The sequence below is a fragment of the Chitinivibrionales bacterium genome (assembly GCA_014728215.1).
Lineage (GTDB): Bacteria > Fibrobacterota > Chitinivibrionia > Chitinivibrionales > WJKA01 > WJKA01.
On sequence record WJLZ01000210.1, the window covers coordinates 1 to 22122 of the forward strand.

Annotated in this window: 18 protein-coding genes and 1 tRNA gene; 9 read left to right on the plus strand and 10 right to left on the minus strand. The window is 47.0% G+C overall.

From position 1 onward, the window contains the following. From GF401_19125 to GF401_19135, 3 genes are all read right to left on the minus strand, one after another. A partial coding sequence (locus tag GF401_19125) for a hypothetical protein (GenBank protein MBD3347172.1) occupies positions 1–445 on the minus strand: 445 nt, incomplete at its 3' end. 205 nt (positions 446–650) lie between these two features. Beyond that, positions 651–1484, minus strand: coding sequence for a hypothetical protein (locus GF401_19130; protein MBD3347173.1), 834 nt, complete (start codon positions 1482–1484; stop codon positions 651–653). 194 nt (positions 1485–1678) lie between these two features. Next, positions 1679–2527 (minus strand): hypothetical protein, encoded by an 849-nt coding sequence (locus tag GF401_19135; GenBank protein MBD3347174.1) that lies wholly within the window; start codon positions 2525–2527, stop codon positions 1679–1681. Positions 2528–3044: 517 nt separating this feature from the next. Here GF401_19135 and GF401_19140 point away from each other — a divergent pair. Further along, the gene (locus tag GF401_19140) at positions 3045–3992 is read left to right on the plus strand and encodes a PEGA domain-containing protein (GenBank protein MBD3347175.1); all 948 of its coding nucleotides are present in this window, start codon (positions 3045–3047) and stop codon (positions 3990–3992) included. 31 nt (positions 3993–4023) lie between these two features. Further along, positions 4024–5775, plus strand: coding sequence for an SUMF1/EgtB/PvdO family nonheme iron enzyme (locus GF401_19145; protein ID MBD3347176.1), 1752 nt, complete (start codon positions 4024–4026; stop codon positions 5773–5775). An 88-nt stretch (positions 5776–5863) separates the two neighbouring features. On the opposite strand, the gene GF401_19150 is transcribed toward GF401_19145, so the two are convergent. Further along, on the minus strand, positions 5864–6697 hold the full coding sequence (locus GF401_19150; GenBank protein ID MBD3347177.1) for a hypothetical protein: 834 nt from the start codon (positions 6695–6697) through the stop codon (positions 5864–5866). 231 nt (positions 6698–6928) lie between these two features. Beyond that, positions 6929–8581, minus strand: coding sequence for a carbon starvation protein A (locus tag GF401_19155; protein ID MBD3347178.1), 1653 nt, complete (start codon positions 8579–8581; stop codon positions 6929–6931). Between the two features lie 210 nt (positions 8582–8791). Here GF401_19155 and GF401_19160 point away from each other — a divergent pair. Further along, positions 8792–8866: transfer RNA gene (locus GF401_19160), tRNA-Glu, on the plus strand. Positions 8867–9362: 496 nt separating this feature from the next. On the opposite strand, the gene GF401_19165 is transcribed toward GF401_19160, so the two are convergent. Next, positions 9363–10727 (minus strand): hypothetical protein, encoded by a 1365-nt coding sequence (locus GF401_19165; protein MBD3347179.1) that lies wholly within the window; start codon positions 10725–10727, stop codon positions 9363–9365. 185 nt (positions 10728–10912) lie between these two features. Here GF401_19165 and GF401_19170 point away from each other — a divergent pair, with 185 nt between their 5' ends. The 6 genes from GF401_19170 to GF401_19195 all read left to right on the plus strand — a co-directional run bounded on the left by GF401_19170 (position 10913) and on the right by GF401_19195 (position 17155). Next, a complete protein-coding gene (locus GF401_19170; GenBank protein MBD3347180.1) occupies positions 10913–12313 on the plus strand; it encodes a methanol--corrinoid methyltransferase in 1401 nt (466 codons plus the stop codon). 11 nt (positions 12314–12324) lie between these two features. Then, the gene (locus GF401_19175) at positions 12325–13371 is read left to right on the plus strand and encodes a GntR family transcriptional regulator (protein ID MBD3347181.1); all 1047 of its coding nucleotides are present in this window, start codon (positions 12325–12327) and stop codon (positions 13369–13371) included. Between the two features lie 178 nt (positions 13372–13549). Next, positions 13550–14215 carry a cobalamin-binding protein gene (locus GF401_19180; GenBank protein ID MBD3347182.1) on the plus strand — a complete coding sequence of 222 codons (666 nt, stop codon included), beginning with the start codon at positions 13550–13552 and terminating at the stop codon, positions 14213–14215. Positions 14216–14232: 17 nt separating this feature from the next. Next, positions 14233–14952, plus strand: a complete 720-nt coding sequence (locus GF401_19185) for a methionine synthase (GenBank protein MBD3347183.1) — start codon at positions 14233–14235, stop codon at positions 14950–14952. 143 nt (positions 14953–15095) lie between these two features. After that, entirely contained in the window at positions 15096–15983 is an 888-nt protein-coding gene (locus GF401_19190) for a methionine synthase (protein ID MBD3347184.1), read from the plus strand. Continuing rightward, on the plus strand, positions 15983–17155 hold the full coding sequence (locus GF401_19195; protein MBD3347185.1) for a hypothetical protein: 1173 nt from the start codon (positions 15983–15985) through the stop codon (positions 17153–17155). The genes GF401_19190 and GF401_19195 overlap by 1 nt, the downstream gene beginning before the upstream one ends. 65 nt (positions 17156–17220) lie before the next feature. Here GF401_19195 and GF401_19200 read toward each other — a convergent pair whose 3' ends face one another. From GF401_19200 to GF401_19215, 4 genes are all read right to left on the minus strand, one after another. Further along, positions 17221–17652 carry an Hsp20 family protein gene (locus GF401_19200; protein MBD3347186.1) on the minus strand — a complete coding sequence of 144 codons (432 nt, stop codon included), beginning with the start codon at positions 17650–17652 and terminating at the stop codon, positions 17221–17223. 47 nt (positions 17653–17699) lie between these two features. After that, the gene (locus GF401_19205; GenBank protein ID MBD3347187.1) at positions 17700–17885 is read right to left on the minus strand and encodes a hypothetical protein; all 186 of its coding nucleotides are present in this window, start codon (positions 17883–17885) and stop codon (positions 17700–17702) included. A 337-nt stretch (positions 17886–18222) separates the two neighbouring features. Beyond that, positions 18223–20610, minus strand: a complete 2388-nt coding sequence (locus GF401_19210) for a hypothetical protein (GenBank protein ID MBD3347188.1) — start codon at positions 20608–20610, stop codon at positions 18223–18225. 290 nt (positions 20611–20900) lie between these two features. Beyond that, positions 20901–22122: hypothetical protein (locus GF401_19215; GenBank protein ID MBD3347189.1), on the minus strand; the 1222-nt coding region annotated here is incomplete at its 5' end.

Sequence of the window (22122 nt, forward strand, 5' to 3'; positions counted from 1 at the left end):
CCTCTGCATTATGACGGTTGAACATGGTAAAATCGACACTTTTCACTCCGAGGATTTTCAATGTCTCTTCAAGAGAAGAAAAGTTGTCTTTTAATGCAATATGAACACGATCGTTTTTTCCCTTTATGACATCACCAACCGTCCGGATGGACTTGCCGCCGGAATAGGCTGTGGAGGTATGAATCAAATTGACTCCCATATTCAGGGCTTTATGCAGAATTTCAGCATTGCAGCTTCCGGTTCCCATACTGAACGACGACACCTGAACACCGGTTGAACCAATTTCCCGGTATGACATAGATTCTTTGAAATTGCGGATATTCGTGTGGGCCTTTTTCTTTTCTTCTGCCCACACGTCTCCGGTCCCTAAAGCGGTGGCACCGATCCCCAATCCAAAGGCGCCCCATCCCCGGACAAAGGAACGACGAGAAAGTGAATTCGACATACAGGGCCATCCTTTCATCTGAAAATAATTTTCATTGAGTATTCGGAAGAAACCTTCGCCTTCGGCGATAATATCAAAATAGGCCATACTGATACTGGAGTGCAAGCAATTATTCAGCATTCATTAAAAAAGCGGGATTTCACTCAAAACCCCCCCATTTTCCACGGACAACTGCAACGGAACCTCTTTGCGCTACCGGCTTTCACTAATTCATACCGTACAGCATCAGCACATTCCGATGGATCATATTTGCCTGAGCAAGCATTGCAAGGGAGGCTTCATGCGCAACCTGCCGTTTTACTACCTTTGTCATTTCGTTCGCATCATTGACACTCTTTATCGCGGTTTCATGTTCGGCATTGGTCGCGATTTTGTTTTCAATCATATTGTGCTGGGCCCAGAGCCCCCGGGAATACGCCGATGTTTTTGCGAGATAGGATCCGGCCTTACTCAATTCTGCCTGCACGGCGCTCTTTACCGTTGCTTTATCGGGTGCACCGATATTCAATGCCTCGAGGGATGCCGAATCGACAACATCACCATTATCGAAAGTAACATCGTAGGTTTGTGAAAAGTCATTGGGATTGATATATATACTGACCAGAGGATCGGCTGAGGTATCCTTGATCAACTGCTTGTCGTCGTATCGGGCGTTTGCAATAATCTTGCTTATCTGTTGCGCCTTTGAGGTAAACTGATATTGCAGCGCCTTCTTTTCATCATCATCGGCAAAGCCATCCCAGTACCGGTCAACCAGTTCATTCATATCGTTAAGGAGATTGAAGACTTTGGTTCCGGCCTCGACGGCGACTTCGTTCATAGCAATAGCTTCACCGACCTGTTGACGAACCGCCCGGTAGCTCCGGTTTTCGGTCGTGATATTCTGGGCTTTGAAATAGTCGCCGGTATTGTCTTTCGGCGCGGCAACCGATTTACCCGATGCAATTTTCACCAGAGAATCCGATAGAAACGATTTGTTCTGCTGATGAAATGTTGCGATACGCATGACTGTTGAAGTCAGATTTAATCCTGAAAGCATAGACGCCTCCCTTGTGAGAATGTACCTTCCCTGGGCCGCCGTCCCCGGTGCTTCCCCTGTCCGGAGCCGGCGGTATAAATCGAATAAATGATACCGGATTAAAAGAGTGTGTTCGTTCCCGCCCCCCAAGCCTTCGATCGGACAAGCGTTCTACAGGCTATCGGCAAAGACGGGAACGACGGTCAAACGACGGGCTATTGTCCTCCGTAAAGGCGAGCAACGGCAGCCTGTGACATATTTGCCTGAGCGATCATGGCAATGGTCGATTGCTGACGTACGTTAAGGGCAGTCACTTTCGACAATTCTTCGGCTTCATCGATATCGGTAATCATCGATTTTGCCGCCTGTTTGCTGCTGATGATCGTGTCGGTAATATTGATCTGGGATTCGAGGGTTTTATCGAAACCCTGCATTTCGGTCAGGTAGGCAAGGGCATTGTCTACCTGAGTAGTAATATCCGCCGTAGTGGTAGCCCCGGACAAATCAAAGGCATCGATGGTGGCATGAGCCGGTATTGTAGTGGGGGTTATGGCCAGACTGGCAGTGCCGTCGGGATCGAGATTGACAGTAGTGAGATTGGCCGCTTGAACGACATCGGTGCCGTCAACCGATGTATTATTGATCGCGCTGACGACCTTTTCTTTTAACGCATCGAATTCCGATTCATAGCTTGCAAGAACATCGGCGTCATTGGCGCCAGCAGCTTCAGCGGTATACAATTCCGACAATTCTCTCATCTCCACCAGGTCTTCGTAGATCTGACTGCCGATTTCGACGCCGGTGTTGGTATACGTTTCGGCAAGTTTCAGATTCTGCTGTACCCGCTCATAACCGATAATGTCACTCTGTATAGCCTGTCCGCGTGCAAAGCTTGCAAAATCATCGCCGGCATTCTGATACTTTTTACCCGAAGCTATCCGTGCAAGCGTATCCGACAGTTGTTGATTATTCGAATTGTAGATTTGTGTGAGTTTGTATGAAGCTGAATTTACTCCACCTAACATAATACACCTCCCTTGTGTGCAGTTAAACATCCATGCCATTCATAACAGGGCTTCCCCAACCTGTTATGTGACTGTAATTGAGATTGGATACAATCTTGCGATAAGAGCAGAATTGTTCCACTCGGTAAATGTTACCGAAAATACTGACAAAACAGAAGCAAATCGATAAAGCTTACGCCGTCAACCTCCTTGTTTGAAATGGAACATCCCTGTCTCATACTGCAACAATAGATGCAGGTATACAGGCAGATGCTGTTACATGTTTCCGACAATGTTACTGTGGGATATTTTTTTCGATCTCACAGCTTCCCCTATCCGTTATATCGACAGAAGTCGGAAATACTTTAGTAAAAAAATTAATTGAAAAAGGAGGATACACCTAAGATGCTGAAAATCAGAGATTTGTTAGCAACGAATCATATTTGAAATCGTTCCTCAGCCATTTCTTTTCGATCGATATCTTGCTTTGGCTCTCTACTCAATGTATCTTTTTTATATATAATTTTGGGCGAAAAGGCATCCTTCAACGGTAATACAATACAGCATTGGGGCGGCTATGTATTATCGATACTGCAACCGGCAGGATGCAACATTTTACATATCTATAGAACATTCGGCGGGGAATAAAACAGCACATAAAGCTGCTGTCAAGCAGTCATTTAAACAGTTAAATTACGAGAAGGAGAATTCCATGAATAAAGGAATAATCTTGATATGCCTTCTTATAATATCGAATTCATTAACTGCAACTGCAGCCTCAAAATCCAGCCATTTAAGTATCAAAGTCGCCCCAAATACCGCTTTAATTACGATCAACGAGAAAAAGGCCGGCAAGGGTGAGGTTAAATCCTATCGAGTTCCATCAGGGACTGTTGCCATTGTCATCAGCGACGATAATTTTGAAACACTGGATACAACGATAACAATAAAAGGAAATGAAAAAAAAGCTATAGAATTAACCCTCGTTACTTCACCCTCAACTATCGATGTCATTACCGACCCGCTGGGTGCTTCCGTGTACCTGAACAAAAAAATGGTTGGAAAGACCCCCTATTCGGAAAAAAGGTTCAAACCCGGTCATTATGTAATGAATATTGAAATGCCCGGCTATAAATCGATAGAGGAAGCATTTTATCTTCCCCCCAGCGATGCAGCCGAATTCACGTTCGACCTTGAGCATACACAAGCCTGGGTTGATTCAGTAAAAGCGGCCCGGATTGCCCTGAAAAAGCGGCATCAATTTATCAGAAGAATAGCCTTTAGCTCTCTTGCTGCAGCCTTTGCCGGAACAGGAGTCTATTTCAACTCCCGCATGCAGAACCGGATTGACGGGTACAAAGATGCCGCCGAAGCTTACGACAAAACATCGAATAATTTTGTCAGCTATAAAGAAGATTATTACACACACAGGGACAAGGCACGGGATGAATCGGTAAAGCGAAATATTGCATACGGGATATCTTCAGTATGCGTGCTTGGCCTAGGAATATCATTTTTATTTTAAACAGTCAACAGGGCTCGAAAAAGGACTCAAAATGTTGCGTATCAGATTGTTTCTTTTCCCAGCAATTGCAGGCATTTTTCCGCTTCTCATTTCATGTTCTCAAATCGAAAGCAGTGAAAAAGAGTGGAATAATCCCCTTGATCCCCAAGGAACGAACTGGTATCCCCCTAGTATCAGTGCAATGAACGACACGGTCGTAGCAATCAACGATTCTGTCCGGCTCCACGCACAGGGAGTCGACAAGAAAGAAGGGGTCATTGTCACCTATCAATGGTCCTTCGATAAAGGCACAAACTGGGAATTTGAATCGGAAGCCAACGAACCTTTTTACTACTCTTGGTCTACAGGTCAAACCGGTGAACATACAGTTTATGTTCGTGCGATTGACAATAGTCATCTTAAATCTGAAACCGACAGTTTCAAAGTTATGGTTCACAGTTATAAACCCTTTATTATATCCATGAACGATACAGTCGCCAGCCAAACAGCGTCAGTTACCTTTTCAGTATCGGCTCACGACACTAACGGAGCTATCGAAAAATATTACTGGGACATTGGCGCCGAAGGTTGGGATGACAGTACCGAATCGTCATCATTCCAGCTCTCCAATCCTGAAGGCGGTGCAGTGGAGGTGGCCTGGGCTGCGAGGGACCACGACAACCAGATGGCGCTGGATACATTTTCCGTTCTGTTTAACAGGAGTCCGCAATCAGCCGGCCTGGCATTACCGGTAAATTCGGGGGTAAACAACTATCGCACCTACGACTATCTCAGCAAAAAAGGATCGATAAATCTCGCCTTTGAAGCATCCGATCCTGATGGGGCCTCCGACACACTGGAATATGTTTTTTATCTGGGATCAAGTAAAACCAATCTTTCTAAAAAATATTCGGGCAATACCCCCTCCGTCATAATCGACAATATAGAGCCATCCAGCACCTATTACTGGAAGCTTGTTGCTACAGACCTCTATGGTGACAGTGCGGTGGGTACCGGCACTTTTTCATCACCCAACGCCCCCCCTTCCCCACCCGGCATGGCACTTATTCCTTCTGCCGGAAAGACCTTTTCGATGGGTAAACCCAAAGATAAAAGTTCTCAGTTATATGAACACACGGTTTCCTTTTCTCACAATTTCTGGATTGATTCAACAGAAGTTACCCATAAAGAATTCATGTCGGTAATGAATATAACAGATACATCAGCAGAAGATATCGTCCCGGTTACCGGCATTAACTGGTATGATGCTGTTTTGTACTGTAATTCCCTGAGCAAGCGCAATAATATTGACACAGTATATTCGTATACTTCTGTAAATGGAATTCCTGGAAACAACTGCGCCCTCGAGGGCCTGAAAACCGACCTCTCGATTCCCGGTTACCGCCTCCCTACAGAAGCCGAATGGGAATTTGCCTGCCGCGGCGGATCATCTGCAAGTCTTTACTGGGGCGCGAGCATGACCACTATGGCCGAATATGTATGGTATGAAGAAAACAGTGATGGGCCAGCTCACCCCGTGGCTTTGAAACCCGCTAACCCCTACGGCCTTTACGATATGCTTGGTAATGTCTGGGAGTGGTGTAACGACTGGTACGATTTTTATTATTATCATAACAGTCCGTCCACCGATCCTGAGGGACCGGATTCGAGCGTTGCCCGGGTCGTACGGGGGGCAAGCTGGCAAAATGATCAGTCCTTTATTGCAGCATATACCAGAGATAAAATGAGGCCGGATGCATCCGGACCGGCCCTGGGATTCCGGACCGTACTGTATCACCCCTGATTGTTGACAGATACAGAAAGAAGCAGGCCCCACTGATCATCGGTACAGTACGCACAATAAGATTCGGATTTTCACCTGGGCTCTCTGTTCACTCAATAACGTTTCTCAATAACTCATCCATGGAATAGTTCTTCTTGAACTGCCGATAACACGCATCAGCAATCTGCTCCCGCTCCTGCTCATCGGACAAATAATACAGGCAGGCGTCGACAAGATTTTCATAGGATACCATGGGGATTTCAATCTGGGGGTATGGATTGACCGGGGTGTCTTCAGAAACAACAAAACATCGATTGTTTAACAAGTAAGATATCCGTACTGCCTCGAATATTTTGGCATTGTAGTGGTGAACATTGAGAATAATTTTGGATCGGCCGACAAACTCATCACGCTGTTTGCCGTAAACCCCGAATAGTGTTTTCACCGACACGGTATCCTTTGCAGTCAGGGAATCGAGGATTTTTTTTCTCCTCTCCCCCACACTTCCGTAAAAGAGAATATCAATGTCTCTGGTGTTGCATGATGGCACCTGCTCGAGCGCGGGATGGTATCCCAGAGGAAGATGTTTTGCCCTCATACCCTGGGATTTGAGGAAAACAATATTTTCCATAGAATAGTCCCAGATATCATGAGCATGACGGAGTAGTGTTTTGACATTATCGGAAAGCAAACGTTCATTGGCGCTTATCTGTTCCAGTTGGTAAGGGATATAAGTATATTTGCCGATCACGGCATCGGCACGCAAAAGATGACCGCCCAGAATGATATTAATGTTATCTGTCGAAAGCTCGTTTATTTTTATATCGCACGATTTACCGCACGACACCAGCGAATTCTTAAGCAGAAAAGCCACTTCAAGAAAAGCGGATGCATGGGTGTATCCCCGCGGGACGATAATGCAGACTCGGTATGATTGTTTCATTGGATAGGGTTCAGGGTTTTTCGCGAAGCGAAACTTCCGCTATGCTTCGCAGCAGGTACCAGGTACAAGATTTCTCTCTCAAATTGTTGTCACTCTCCCGCTAGCATTTCGGGAAAGGTCTATGTCACCGGACTCCATTTCTTTTTCCATCATTTGTTGTAATCGTTCTCCTTAGCTTTTGTCAACTTCTCTCTCAGACTCAACACCCCCCTCTCACATCGTAAATTTCCCTTATTCCATTATTTGGCTCTTCTTCCTTATCCCCGCCATAATGCTCTGGTAAAGCACAAAAATCGCAATAACAAAAAGGAATATTGTCACCACAGTAAGCATTATTTTCGGGGCCTGCGGCGAAAGAAAATTTTTCAGATTAAATATCATAGCGGTAAAGGTCGTGATAATCATCAGGACAGCCGGAATCAACGCAAACATATAGTTTCTTCCCCTGCTCATGAGATAGATTGTGGCTATGATAAAAACCAGACTTCCGATAAGCTGATTTGCCGTACCAAACGCGGGCCAGAGAGCTTTCCAGTTGCCGAGAGCAAGCGCTGCCGATAAAACACCCACAATCGCTGTTGCGGCATACTTGTTTTTCATAAAAGGTATTCCCAGGGAATCGCCGAAGAGTTCATTGCAGATGTACCGGGTAATTCTGGTTGCGGAATCGAGGGTGGTCATGATAAAGGTTTTGAGCATGGTTATTCCGATGAGGGCGCCCAGTCCGCCGAGAAGGCTTTTAGTAATCTCTCCATAGCCTGCCCCGAATGCTTTTATCCATCCGCCGGTCTTAAAAACGTCCTGATAAACCAGACCGGTCATGCCCTCAGGCACGTTTTTCCAGTGCAATCCTGCGGTAACGGCGATCACCGCAAGCATAGCCAGCGCGGCTTCAAGAATCATCCCCCCATACCCCACAATCCGGGCATCTTTCATTCGGGGAAGCTGCTTGGAGGTCGTACCGCTGGCAACAAGACTGTGAAAACCCGACAGAGCACCACAGGCAACAATGATAAACATCATGGGCCAGACATTCCCTTGGGGTGAGGACACGGCAACAACAGCGGGAGCGTTGATCTCGGGCCGGGTCAGGATCAGACCGGCAAAGCCGAAAAACATGCCTAAGAAAAGGACCGCCGCGGCAAGATGGTCGCGGGGCTGAAGAAGAATGGTAACCGGGGTCACCGATGCGATCAATCCATACAACAGAAGAATGACTGTCCACCACTTTTCCGCATTGGCAAAGGGCAGTTCAATGGGGATATAGTAGCCTGCCACGATCAGCCCGAAAAGAAGAGCAACACCGATTATCGAGCACACGGCCACATTCAAGTGCAGATGATACATCAACCATCCGATAATCATTGCGACGACAATGAGCCCGAAGGTCGGGACAACCACCGCCGGCGTTGTTGCCAGAGTATTACCCGCACTGGCGGCAAATACCGCTACCACCAGAATAAGCGCCAAAAAAACGAAAATGCTGAAAAGAATACGCCCGACCTTGCCCAGAACCGATTCGGCAACCGTGGCAACCGACTGCCCCTTATGCTTAAGCGACAGGCTGAGGGCGGTAAAATCGTGCACCGCACCAAAAAGAACGCTTCCTATAACTATCCAGAGCATCACAGGAAGCCAACCCCAATACAAACAGGCGATAACCGGACCGATAATCGGGCCGGCGCCGGCAATTGAAGCAAAATGGTGACCAAAGAGAATGGTCCAGTGCTTTGCCGGCACATAATCGACGCCATCGTGGTGTTCTAGCGAAGGAGGCGTCTCGTTTTCATCAAGACCAAGCCACTCCTGAACCTTTGGACAGTAAAACCGGTAACCAAGATAGAGTAAAATGCAGGTAACGGCGGCAAGAAGAATTGAACTCATAAAAATCTCCTTGAATAATGAGCGGACAGCAACCATATTATGGTGTACTGAATAAAGAAAATATATAAATAACCGGTCTCAACGGGGATTTTTACGATGGTTTGGTGTTAAAAGCGATCAAAACAAGCTGTTCTTTGCCGAATTTTCTTTTCAAACTTGAACTTTTCGGTTACAAATTTTATTTTGACACCTCACCGTAAGAATAATTGTGGTCCGTTCGTCTAGTGGTTAGGACTCAAGGTTTTCATCCTTGCAACAGGAGTTCGATTCTCCTACGGACTACCAAAGGCGACATTTTTGAAGATATTTCGAAAGTGTCGCCTTTTTTAATGCCAACAATGTCGATTACATCGCACATTTCAATAATTTTATCAAAAATCTTGTTGGCTATGGGGGTTCGATAATTATCTTTTTCTTTGTTGTAGAATAACCCCTCGCCAAAAACAAGATTTTGCAATCGAACGTTACACCTCAAATTACCATTCACCCATATATTACAAAGGTTTCGTGCCATTTTAACGGCATAGTCTATGTATGCATCAAGGTTCGACAAATCATTCTTGGTAAATCTTCAGGTTCAATTCTTATATTCGAATTTTTCCAAAGCTCAAGAATGGTGGGTATATCAGCATTTTCTGCGGGGGTTATTTCATAATCCATTTATTCTTATTTCTTCATCCACGGCACACCAAGGTCTTCATTGAGCTATTTTATTTTTCAGTAGACAAATTCTGTGTTTTTCCACAAAATGCCTTCTGTACGATTTCAGCTAAAATGACTTTTATCTCTTCTGCAATCTCAGAATAAATTTGCTTGAGAATGATCTATCACCAATCACAAGGGAAACTATACCACACCACCCCGGCAAATCGGGCGACAATCCATTCGGGTTGAGCGTTTTATCATTCCAGCCCTTGTTAACATCGGGCAACAATGCTTGAAAAACCCTCCGCCCGCACATGTCAACTATTTTCACGGAGCCAAAACCGGCGTCGCCGCCATTGAAAAAACGGAGAACAATTCCGGATTTGTTGCGGCATATTAACAGTTGAGCATCCGGATCGTGACACGGAAAGAAACTTCCGCTCTTCACTACGCAGGGTTCATAGGGAGAGGCTTCCTCATGCAAAGTTCCATTATCAACATACCAGTACAGCTCCTCACCGCTGCCGTCGGTAGTCTCCCAGTCGGTCAGGTCCATGAAATGACTGCCGTCGCTTGCACCCGCGACCTTGTATACCATGAATCCTCCAAGCCAGGTAAGCGGTTGATTATCCTGGTATGTTTCGGGGCCGCCGCAGAACTGTTTGATAAAGAAGGCATAGCTGTCGTTTCGCGTGCCGAATACAACAGCTTTACCGTCGGGCCCGATACAGACAGCCGTTGCCTCGTTGCAGCCGATCCCTTTCACCGGAGCATTACCCCGGCTGTGTATATAAGCCATCATGGCGACATGACGATACTCCCGGTTGCGCTGCATATAGTGCTGATCGCTGATCGTGTTTTCAAGAAAAGGCGGCATCAGAAAATCATTGAATCCCATGCCGTTTATTCCGGACTGAACCGGATCATCGAGCGCCTCTTGTGCATTATCATATTGCGGCCAGCTTCCCCTGGTCGCTCCCCAGTATATGGGCGTCATGACTGCACATCCGGCGCTGGTCCCTCCTACCGGGCATTTCTTTTCATTGATCAGATAATTGATCGCCTCCTCGACCGGGGTATCTTTCCACCCATCCACATAATTCCCCTGGTCTCCCCCGGCCATCCAGAGTGCTTCGGCATTGCGGATCTTATCGACAAGCTCCTGATTATGAGCTTCGCTATGATCTTCGAAGGCAATGGTTTCCACCGAGTTGAGGTCACCCAGTCCCTTTATCCAGTTTGTGTACCCGCCGAGTGAATTATATCTGATCACCACAAAGTCGCCGCCACCCGATTTTTCTATCATCCATTCGAATGCCGCGCCAACATCACTGCCCCCGCCCATGAGGACACTTCCCTGCGTGGTTTGCGTCTGAACATCGGCCGGATCGCCGGCGATTTCCGTTTGATAGGCCACTGTTGTTGAACTCCAAAGCCATAGCAGGCAGACTACATATAATCGCTTCATTGCCCCCTCCAAAGCCGTTTTTAAATACACCATCTCCTTTTCAATTATGAAATATACCCAAAATCCCTTGTAACGGCTAAAAAAAAGCGATCCGGAGAAAAACTCATTATTCCTTCTACTGTGATGTGATGTGATGTTTTTTTTGTTGACTTTTCCGCCGGGATTCCTTATATTATCAGCATGGTATTAACACTACAAATTCACAAAGGGCGTCTATAATGAAAAAATTCAACACCTTAGCTATCAGCGATCCGGAAGGTCTGGTATTCGGAAGGTCGACATATCCGGTGACCACACGGCGGGGGCTGGTAATTGGTGATGGGAATGTATATCCCGAACTCAATTTCACTCTTCCGGAAATCGAAATTTCGGAAACAACCCTTCCAACGATTGTTACGATGTATCAATCCATTGTCGATGAGGCATGTAAAAGGGCTTGCGAGCTTCAATGTCCCGGCCTTGTCATTGAATTTGAGACACTCATCGAAATGACACTCAATCCTCATTTTGCTCTTCGAATCACCGAAACAATAAATTCGGTTCTCGACAAATACCATGAAAATCACGGTCTCAAATCAGCACTTCGGCTGACTCCGAACGACACTCGTGATAAAAAACGTCCACCTTCCATGCGCTCCGGGCCGCTTCTTGAGAATATGCTCAAAACCTTTTCGTTGTGCGCGAACGCCGGTGCAGAGCTTCTTTCTATAGAATCGACCGGCGGAAAAGAGATTCATGATGACGCTCTGATATCATGCGATATTGCGAAGGCCCTTTTTGCTCTTGGTATCATGGGCGTTCGAGACATGTCCTTTCTCTGGGAGCGTATAATTCCTATTGCAGAGGATGTCGGAACGGTGGCTGCGGGCGATACCGCCTGTGGATTCGGCAACACCGCCATGGTTTTAGCCGAGCGGAAATTCATCCCCCGGGTTTTCGCAGCGGTTATCCGTGCCATGACTATCCCCCGAAGTCTGGTTGCCTATGAAATGGGAGCGGTCGGCCCCGGTAAAGACTGCGGCTATGAAAATCCTTTTATCAAAGCGATTACCGGATATCCCATGGCGATGGAAGGTAAAAGCGCTGCATGCGCGCATACCAGTCCCTTAGGAAATATTGCCGCAGCAACCTGCGATCTCTGGTCGAATGAATCGGTACAGAACATCAAACTCCTCGGAGGAATGGCGCCGACCGTTTCTCTCGAACAGCTTGCTTACGATTGCCGTCTCATGAACACCGCTACAAAAAAGAAACAGATGGTAACGCTGCGCAATCTCATGGTCGAATCGGATACATATCATGATCCCCAGGCGCTTATCCTCTCCCCCGAAAATGTCATTCTGATTTCAGATACAATCCTTAACCGGACAAACCATTATACAATGACAAAATATGCAGCAATTAAGGCACTCGAAATTATCGAAAAGGCCCATAACGATGGTCTGTGTGTTATTCCCGAAAATGAAGTGAGCTGGATATCCATGCTCGGGGACCTTCTCTCATCACTTCCCGACCAAACAGAAACATTTATCGAACAAACGATCCCTTTGCTTGATGCGAAAAAATTCAGACCCGAAGACTACGAGTTACGGTTAAAAAATCAGGCAACGGCAGTCTGACGGAAATAAGTATGACACAAACCCGAACACAGCCCTTTGTCCCGAAATATCAGCAGCTCTTTGAGTACTATAAAGAACAGATACTCAAGCATACGCTTAAACCCGGCCAGCGAATTGATTCAATCAACGAACTGATGCAACGGCATGATGTTTCACGGGAGACGGCAAAAACAGTGCTTAAAAATCTTGCCGATCACGGCTATGTCATTCAAAGAGCGGGCAAAGGTTCTTTTGTCAACAAATTCCCGACCAGAAAAAAAACATGGGGACTCATTCTTCCACTCTATTCAATTCAGTATGAAGAGCTTTTTCAGTATATCGCCCACAAAGCGACGGGTATGAAACGAAAAGTAAAACATTTTGTTGATTACAACAACTGGAAAGAGGAGATCCGCCTGGTAGGTCAGATGATTATGCAGGGGTACGAAGCCATTATCGTGGTACCGACCCTTGATGAGACAAAAACAGCAAGTTTCTACCGCCGCCTTTCCAAGCATACAACAATTGTAACCCTTCTCGATCATACCATGACCGGTTCCTATTTCAGTTACGTTATCCAGAATTACAATCTCGGGCTCCTGCGTGGAATGCGGTATCTCCTGCAACATTCACGGGGCACTATCGCCTTTGTCAGAAATGAAATATGGGCCGAACGGGACATGCTTCAGGAATCACTTGAAGTTGTCTATAAAGAAATACTCACCAAAGAACGACCGGAAGCTCCCCCTGTGGTAATAAAACAGCTTGACCATATAAATGCGGAAACTCTTCACAAACATAATATTACCGGAATACTGTGCATGGATGATGCTTCCGCAATCAGGGTTATGGGAAAGTTGAGCAATGAAAATGTTCGTATTCCCGACGACATTCGTCTGATCAGCTACGGAAATACCGACCTCGCCCGGTATTTCACCCCGGGAATAACGTCAATCGATCCTCATAATGCCGAAATGGCCGAAAAAATTGTGAGTATAATCGACCGAAGACTTAAAGGAGAAAACACAGACTTTTGCCAGTATGTCGTGCAACCCGAGGTAGTGGAGAGGGAGACGTGAAGGGGAGATGCCGGATGAGAAAACGAATGCACGAAGTCACGAGGTCACGAGCCTGCGTGGGGAAGAAAGGGTTCAGGGTTCAATTTGGTGCAAAAGCAAAATTCAGGATATAAAGCTATAAATTCGTTACCATATTATTTCGGATTTCGAATTTAGGATTTAACCCATGGAGGTTTTTATGAATGAGAAAGTAGAACAAATCACTCTTTGTATCAAGCGGGGCAAAATCAACAAAGCTTCGCTCTTTCCTCCTGATATGAAAGAACAGGATGGAGCGGATGAACTGGTGAAACGTGCCATTGACAATGGCGTGAAACCATCGGACATTCTGGATGCTTGCATGAAAGGCATGCAGGAAATCGGCACGCTGTTTTCGCAAAACAAGGTATTTGTCCCCGACCTTTTAATGTCGGCAAAAGCGATGAGTGCTGCAATGGAGCATCTCAAACCCTATTTCCAATCTGGTGAGGTAAAACGAAAGGGGACCTTTATTATCGGGACAGTCACCGGCGACCTCCATGATATAGGAAAGAATCTCGTTTCAATGGTCGTTGAGGGCAGCGGATGGGAAATCGTTGATCTTGGCGTGGATGTAAGTCCGGAGAAATTTCTTGAAGCCCTTCAGCAGCACCCCGAATCCGCCGTAGGCCTGTCCGCGCTCCTGACAACGACAATGCCGGCAATGGCCCAAACAGTCAAGGCGATCAAGGGACAGAATCCTGCTGTTAAAGTACTGGTCGGCGGCGCCCCTATTTCCCAGGAATTTGCAGAAAAAACAAGAGCGGACTGCTACTGTCCCGATCCACAGAGCGCGGCCGATTATCTCGCCGGAATTGCCGCATAAACAATCGGAGTGCATTTATGAATAACACAGGGACTTACAAAGAATTCTCAACGGCCGTTGAGAGCTTACGTCTCCCTGCGGTGCGCGTGCTTAACGCTATGGGGTATGCCGACGGCAGTGCTCCTGAACCGGTCCCGGAGCTTGTTGATGATATGCTGTCAAAGGCGCCCGGATTATGTGATTGCCGGGGAATTTTCTGTATTATGCCCCCCGATGATATAACGCCGAAATCGAATTCCATTCAATGTCGTGATATCGAATTTTCTACCGGAAGAAGAATTGCCGGGGAATTGAAGGAAAGCGAAACGATCTGTCTGTTTCTCGTCTCCATTGGCGCAGAACTCGAATCCTTGTCAAAGAAATATCTCAAAGGTGACGATCCTCTCAAGGGCTACATCATCGATGTCCTCGCTTCGGAAATAACCGAATCGGCAGCCGATCTTTTTGTTGAAATGCTGCAAAAAAGCATCGCTGAAACCGGACGGAACATGACCAACCGTTTCAGCCCGGGGTATTGCGGATGGTCTGTTGCGGAACAGAAAAAGCTCTTCTCCTTTTTCCCCGAAAACTCCTGCGGCATTACTTTATCAGATTCGTGCCTGATGCACCCGATTAAATCGGTGAGTGGAATTATCGGTTTGGGAAAAGACATCAAAAAAATGCCCTACCCCTGTGATTTGTGCGAGATGAAGGACTGCATAAAGCGGAAATTAAAAATGAAAGGCGCCGGTTTCTGATCTCCGGACGTTCTATGATCCAATAGGCGCGCAGCTTTCCCGATGAAAAGCAGGGAAACCACATGGCCGCGAGCATATGGGGAAAGAAAACTACATTGTATTATTTATGATTTGATATTTGTAATTTAACCTGCGGAGGTTTCATGGGTAAAATAGTTGACTTAGTCAAATCGGGTCGCACGCTTGTTTCCGACGGCGCCTGGGGGACATTTCTCCAACAGAAAGGGCTGGGAGCCGGTGAGTGCCCGGAGCAGTGGAATATTACCCGGCGGCACGATGTTCTGGAAGCTGCGGCAAGCTATATCGGCGCCGGTTCGGACATGATTCAGACAAACAGTTTTGGCGGAAGCCGCTTTAAACTTGATCATTACGGCCTTGGCAACCAGGCGATGGGAATTAACAAAGCCGCGGCTGAAATTTCCAGGAAAGCCGCCGGCGACAAGCTGGTCATCGGGTCAATCGGTCCGAGCGGGAAAATCCTTATGATGGGCGATGTCACCGAAGAACAACTCTATGAAGGATTCAAAGAGCAGGCCGTCGCCCTGCAAGCGGGTGGCGCCGATGCCGCGTGTATCGAAACAATGGCAGCGCTCGATGAAGCCCTGCTTGCCGTAAAAGCAGTGAAAGAGAACACCCGGCTCGAAACAATCTGCACGTTCACGTTCCAGAAAACCGTCAATAACGATTACCGGACCATGATGGGCGTCTCGCCGACGGACATGACCACCGCGCTCATCGAAGCCGGCGTCGATATCATCGGCAGTAACTGCGGCAACGGCGTCGAACAGATGATCGACATTGTCAACGAGATCAGAGTGCAGAATAAAGACATTCCCATTCTGATTCACGCCAACGCAGGCCTTCCGGTTGTGAAAGACGGTCAAAACACCTTTCCCGAAACTCCCGACGACATGGCCCGGCTTGCCCCTGAGCTTGAAAAGGCGGGCGCCGCTATTATCGGCGGATGTTGCGGCACCACTCCCGACCATATTTCGGCTATCGTATCATCGCTCAGAAAGGAGAATGCCTGATGGACGCCCAGGAAATGAAAGAATACTTTGCCAAACAATCAACCTACGAAAACGTGCCTGTCCCCAACGGTGAAATGTCGCCCCGGGACCGGTTCTTCACCGTCATGAATTTCGAAAAATTCGACCGCATTATCGACAGGGAATTCGGCTACTGGAACGACACACTGAAACGATGGCATCGTGAGGGTCTGCCCGAAGAAGTTGACAATAATGACAAGGCGGACATCTACTTCGGCTTCGATCGCTGGGAAAAAAGAGTATGGATCGGCAATGATATTATGCCGATTTTCGACGAAGAAATCGTGGAAAAAGATGATCGACATATAATCAAGTACGATACCCGAAGAGTAAAATGTAAAGTTTTCACCGACGGCTCCGATACAATCCCTCATTATCTCGATTTCCCCATTAAAGACCGGGAATCATATCTTCCATTCAAAGAGCGGCTCTTAAGTGCTATGGAAAAAAGAATTCCCGAAAATATCGCGCAAATAAAGGAACAGGTGAAAGACCGCAATTATATCCTTACTGTATATGGCGGCAGTACTGCCGGGAGGATCCGGGACCTGATGGGCTTTGAGGGATTTTCGCTGGGGATCTATATGCAGCCCGACCTTATCGATGAGATTTTAGATGACATGAAAACACTGTATAGCACCGTGGCAAAAGAAATTACCCGTCATATCGGAGTGGACCTTGTTGCGTGGTGGGAAGATATCGCCTTTAAAACCGGCCCGATAACGCCGCCGGAGTTTTTCTACAATAAATGCGGCCCGGTGTACAAGGCAACCATGGACGCCTATGCCCGGGGCGGGACACAATTTTCATATGTTGATTGCGACGGCGACAACCGGCTTTTAGTGCCCACCTGGATCGACAACGGCGTGAATATCATTTTCCCGCTGGAGGTAAATGCCGGCGTTCATCCGGAAACGCTCCGAAAAGAGTATCCAGGCATCCGTATGATGGGCGGTTTTGACAAGACTGTATTACTCAAAGGAAAGGATGCAATAAAAAAAGAGCTGCTCCGCCTCAAACCGATTGTCAGTGAAGGCGGGTTCATTCCCCATGTCGATCACAGAGTCCAATCGGATGTATCGTTGCAGGACTATCTATATTATCTGGAAGCCAAGCGGGATATTTTCGAGTTACCGAACAGGCTGATGCAATAATAATTAAGGAGTAGTACCTCTCCAGGCACTACTCCTCATCCATGCAAACCTTCGGAACGGGTTGATTATCCCACTTTCACCTCAATCGCCTTTGGCTTTGATTCGGGCTTCTTTTTAAGGTCCACTTCCAGAACCCCGTCTTTGTAATGAGCATCGATATGCTCAGCATCCACATTATCCGGAAGAGCAAATGACCGCTCAAAACGCCCAAACGAACGCTCGTAATAGGAGTATGTGTCTTTCTCTTTTTTCTTCGATTCGTGTTTCTTTTCGCCACTCAGTGTCAGCGTTCCGTTCTCAACCCGGATAGCGATATCCTTTTTATTGAGTCCCGGAAGATCGGCTTTTAAAGCATAATGGTCTTCATGCTCTTCGATATCAACCGAAGGATACACATTGTTGGAAATCTCACGATTGCTCCATCCAAATGAATTTTCAAACAGATCATCAAAAAGAGTGGCGAGTGATGTTGGATGATTGTACCTTACCAGTTCCATAACAACCTCCTTTGGTTATTGATACGTTTTTTATTTTTCCCGATGATTTATACATTCTTAAGGAAATCATCAAAACTCTTACTCGAATTCAGCGCGATTGTAAGATTGGTCACATCATCACTGGATATCACATTTTTTCGTTTCGGGCGGCCTCCCCTGAAGGGTATGTAACCTTCTTTCATCATTTCTTCCAATCGTACGTTTCGCTTATCAACTACATTTGGCCGTCTCATGTAAGGCCTCCTTTCAGTCTTGATTCCATATTTTCACCATTATTAGTCAGCAACAGCCATGCCAATGTTATAGATTCCCTGTAATTATTTGATTTTGACGCATATTTATTTAAATAGCCCTGTGCTATAACATTTTCTCCCGGTTTTATGATTCAAAGTGAAACACCGGTGTGTCATAATGATTCAATTTAGTACCGATTTAGCGAGATTAAAAGACAAAGAATGCCAATTCTGCCGGGGATCGAGAAGGGATATACATATTCCGATGCGAAGTCACCAAAAAAGGCGGCACTGCAATCACAATGCCGCCTTTTGGTGTTCAACAAAACAGATTGTCTTAATGGACAACAAAGAGGGTAATATTTTTTCTGTATTCCTGGAGGCCTTTAATGCATAAGCGGGCACAATATGCCCCTGATTTCAGTGGTTCTCCATCATTATCCCGGCTTAACCGGAAAGTATGACTTCCCCGTTGCACCATGCCGGAATGAAGTGTAACAATCAAACGTCCGGTCATATCAAAGACACTCAGTTCGGCCTTTCCTGCTACCGGTGACACAAAATTGAGCCGTGCCGCCCCTCTAAATGGATTGGGGTAGCTGGAGAAGCTGAAGAACAGCCGGTCTTTTTGTACCGGGATCGAGGCGGGAACCACCGCGGCGCCATCTGCAGTGAAATTGATTACTATATCATTATCCTGGACAACGATGCTATCGATCACCACACTATCGGTTGCAGTGGAACTCATGTATCCGGCGAGCACCCTGTAAACACCGTTAGGTACATTGATCATATAGGTACTGTCGGTATCATCGATATAGCTGCCGAATTCTATACCGGTCACCGTATCGATGGCCTTTACTCCCGCAATATAGGCATTATCGGGTATTTCAAATGAGACCTTTCCACTGATTGTCCCACCGATTTTAAACATTTGAAATGACACATTATCCTGTCCTGCTTCCACCGAATCATATTCCCAGGGGAATATGATATAATCGTCATAATAGTCACCATTAAATTCCATACGCACCGAATAAGGACCGTAAAGTGATGAAACATGCACTTTGTAGGAACCATCACCGTCAATAACTGCCAAACAGCCCCATTGTGATGACCCGCCACTCGTCTCGGAGACCGTAACCATAGCACCGATATCTACGATATCGGTCAGGTCAAGACCGGCGGTATCACCGGATATGGTCCCACTGATAATCGAATCGGTTGTATGTACATAATGGAAAGCCTCGGTTGTATCCACCGAATCATATACCGAAACCATCATTCGCTTTTGCATATAGGAAGAATCATCAACTAAGAAATAATAATCCCCCGGCGCCACGGTTGCATAAAAGCTCCCATTGGCGTCGGTTTGCGCCGGTATCGGATCAAATCCCCATTCATCCTTAAACACATACAAAGACTCATTAATGACGGGATTTTCATTTTCATCCAGCACAGTTCCTTCAATTACATTAGAAATCTTGAGGATTTCAAAAACCAGACCGGTATCGCCCGCCGAAACCGTGTGATAACTTCGGGGATCCAGATAATAACCGTGCGGAATATCCTTTGTCCATAAAGAAACGTCAAAAGGCGCCAACTGGGATGAAACATCAACAGAAAAGCTGCCGTCGGTCTCATCAATATCCGTTCCAGAAAATACCCAATTACTATCTACCTGGGCTGAAGCGCCGACGTCACATTCTCCAAGATCAATAACAGAATCGGGATCAACAACCCGTCCGGTGATTGTCTGATCGGCGGTATATGCCGTATAAGTTATTGTCACTGTATCGTCGGTTTCCAGAACCGTCACTTTTTTCTCTTCCGCCATGTATCCGTCAGTCTCCCATAAATCCATTTCAATGTCCCATTTTCCGGGAGAAACAGGAGCAACAAATTTACCTGCCCCGTCACAATCGATATACATTTCAACACCCAGGTTGTCTTCGCTGAATTCAAGGACTGCATCGGGAATTGCCGCCCCGTTTTCATCAATAACAACACCGGCTATAAATTGCGTAGCTTGTTGATACAGGAAATCGATACCGGTCAATGAGGCGCTTAAGACGGTATCGAGATCTTCGGGAGGAATTACGCTGACTCCTTCAAGAATATCGAACATATCCTCAACCTGGAGAAAAATGTCTTTGCCTTGAAAATCAGGAGAAACATAGACTGTATATATTCCATTTGCATCGGTCAGGCCATGCCGGACAAAACAATCATCACGATTTGAGGTTGAACATGAAATCACCCGCACGGCGATTCCCTCGATTGGACCCGAGGGCCCGGTTACGGCGCCGGAGACACTCAGTGACGTTGCAACCTGCGAAACCACGAGTTTCGCCGTATCGCTCCCGCTCTCATCCCACATCACAAAAGCATAGGTACCGGCAAATGGGAATGGATCCCAGTAGGCAGAACGGACAAAATCAATTGACATTAAACCATCCGCAATCGTGTCCATCTCGTCGTCGCCGTCAACAAAAGGCCCCTCCTCATCCGAGGAAACAACAACCGCGTCCTGGCCGGTATCAATAATGCCGTCGCTGTTAAAATCGTATATGTAAATATATTCAATTGAGTCCCCCGGCGATGAAAAGGTCCCCGACAAGGTCGCAACATCATTCTGACCAATTGAATCGGGAGAAAAGGTGAGATCGCTCACCGCGAACACCTGAGTCGTAATCAAAGCTGTTAAAAGAGCAATCCTTCTCATAGGCCCTCCTTAAAAAATTAGCCTGGTCGAAAGTTAAAAAAATCATCAAGCGGCTGAATATCATCCCTCGCCGGCGGCAAAACTATAATCCAGCCTTGTCCCGAACCCTCCTCTATCCGGTATGCTAGAGGGAGAGACACAGTCGAAATACCGTATTTTTAATTATAGAGATTTAATTAAGAATGTCAAGAGAATAAAATTCAGGACGAAAAAAAGCTCTTCTCTGAAGCGAAGGGCTGGAGCAAGGAGCACTCACCGGGGAGGCCGCCATTGTTTTTGAGCCTCCTATTCTATTTCTCGATATTCCGCCCGAACTCCTTACCGGTAATTTCAACAAGCGCCAATCGAGCTTCGTCAGCCAGCTCCCTGTGAGGGGATTTGAGAAACGTGCTGATCCGTTGTACCGTGGTAGGATCGTTGAGTTTTCCGAGCGCTCGGAGGATATCCCGCTGTAATTCCCTTTCCGCAGAATCGAGCAGGGCTAAAAGATGAGGCGTAGCCTTGAAATCGCCGATCTTTCCAAGGGCAATCACCGACGAGGCCCTGATATCCAGGGCTGTAACATCTTCGATGAGCTGTTTGGGGGGTGGCTCATCAAGACAGTCGATAAGTGGGCCAACTGCCGAGGAATCGCCGATTTCACCCAGCGCGGCGGCGGCAAAGTAGCGGAGCCGGCCAAGGCCGGTGTCGGCGAGCACATGAACAAGAGGTTCGACCGCCTCGGAAGCCTTCAGTGCACCGAGGTTGGCCATTGCTGCTTTCAAAACCGCGGCTTCATCAAAATCCCGGGAGCCGGAAACTGCCTTTACAATATCAATAAGCGGATCGACAGCCCGTTTGTCCCCTATCTTGCCAAGGGAAATGATCGCATCCCGGCGAATATAAGGATCGGGATTGGTGAGCAGTGCAAGAAGCGCTTCCACGGCGTCTCTGTCTCCACGTTCACCGAGTGCGGTGACGGCGTTCTTGCGTATGCCGTACCGGGGATGATCGAGTGCCCCACGAAGCAGTGTGTCTGCCCGCGGATCGGCTGAATACTGCAGAACTCCTATGCCTATCTCATTGATTGCAGGATCGGAGGCATCAAGCAGCGCGGGGACCGTGTCGATAGCCTTTATTCCCGAGGAAACGGCGGCATGCAGAAGGCAGTTTGGATACGAGTTCCAGACGGCATCCTTTTTATTAACATGTTCAAGTAAAGGACCAAGGGCCGATCGATCCCCTATAGAATCCAGGGCAAATATCGCATATTCGACCACCTCCATAATCGTATCATTAAGGGCGTCAACCAGTGCCGGAACCGCCGCAGGGTCCTGTATTTTTCCGAGCGCTTCTGCTGAAGCAACCCGTGCTTCAAAACGGGCACTGTCGAGCACTGAAACGAGCACGGGTACAGCCGCCGACATACCAAGCTCACCAAGGGCTTCACAGGCAAACTCTTTGATAAAGGGATTGCGGCCTTTCGCCGCGTCGATAAGGATATCGATTGCCTCCTTCTGCTTGAGCATACCC

Coding starts and splice junctions, on each gene's coding strand:
- GF401_19130 (MBD3347173.1), bottom strand. CDS start 1,484: ATGCTTTCAGGATTAAATCTGACTTCAACAGTCATGCGTATCGCAACA.
- GF401_19135 (MBD3347174.1), bottom strand. CDS start 2,527: ATGGCATGGATGTTTAACTGCACACAAGGGAGGTGTATTATGTTAGGT.
- GF401_19140 (MBD3347175.1), top strand. CDS start 3,045: ATGTATTATCGATACTGCAACCGGCAGGATGCAACATTTTACATATCT.
- GF401_19145 (MBD3347176.1), top strand. CDS start 4,024: ATGTTGCGTATCAGATTGTTTCTTTTCCCAGCAATTGCAGGCATTTTT.
- GF401_19150 (MBD3347177.1), bottom strand. CDS start 6,697: ATGAAACAATCATACCGAGTCTGCATTATCGTCCCGCGGGGATACACC.
- GF401_19155 (MBD3347178.1), bottom strand. CDS start 8,581: ATGAGTTCAATTCTTCTTGCCGCCGTTACCTGCATTTTACTCTATCTT.
- GF401_19165 (MBD3347179.1), bottom strand. CDS start 10,727: ATGGTGTATTTAAAAACGGCTTTGGAGGGGGCAATGAAGCGATTATAT.
- GF401_19170 (MBD3347180.1), top strand. CDS start 10,913: ATGAAAAAATTCAACACCTTAGCTATCAGCGATCCGGAAGGTCTGGTA.
- GF401_19175 (MBD3347181.1), top strand. CDS start 12,325: ATGACACAAACCCGAACACAGCCCTTTGTCCCGAAATATCAGCAGCTC.
- GF401_19180 (MBD3347182.1), top strand. CDS start 13,550: ATGAATGAGAAAGTAGAACAAATCACTCTTTGTATCAAGCGGGGCAAA.
- GF401_19185 (MBD3347183.1), top strand. CDS start 14,233: ATGAATAACACAGGGACTTACAAAGAATTCTCAACGGCCGTTGAGAGC.
- GF401_19190 (MBD3347184.1), top strand. CDS start 15,096: ATGGGTAAAATAGTTGACTTAGTCAAATCGGGTCGCACGCTTGTTTCC.
- GF401_19195 (MBD3347185.1), top strand. CDS start 15,983: ATGGACGCCCAGGAAATGAAAGAATACTTTGCCAAACAATCAACCTAC.
- GF401_19200 (MBD3347186.1), bottom strand. CDS start 17,652: ATGGAACTGGTAAGGTACAATCATCCAACATCACTCGCCACTCTTTTT.
- GF401_19205 (MBD3347187.1), bottom strand. CDS start 17,885: ATGAGACGGCCAAATGTAGTTGATAAGCGAAACGTACGATTGGAAGAA.
- GF401_19210 (MBD3347188.1), bottom strand. CDS start 20,610: ATGAGAAGGATTGCTCTTTTAACAGCTTTGATTACGACTCAGGTGTTC.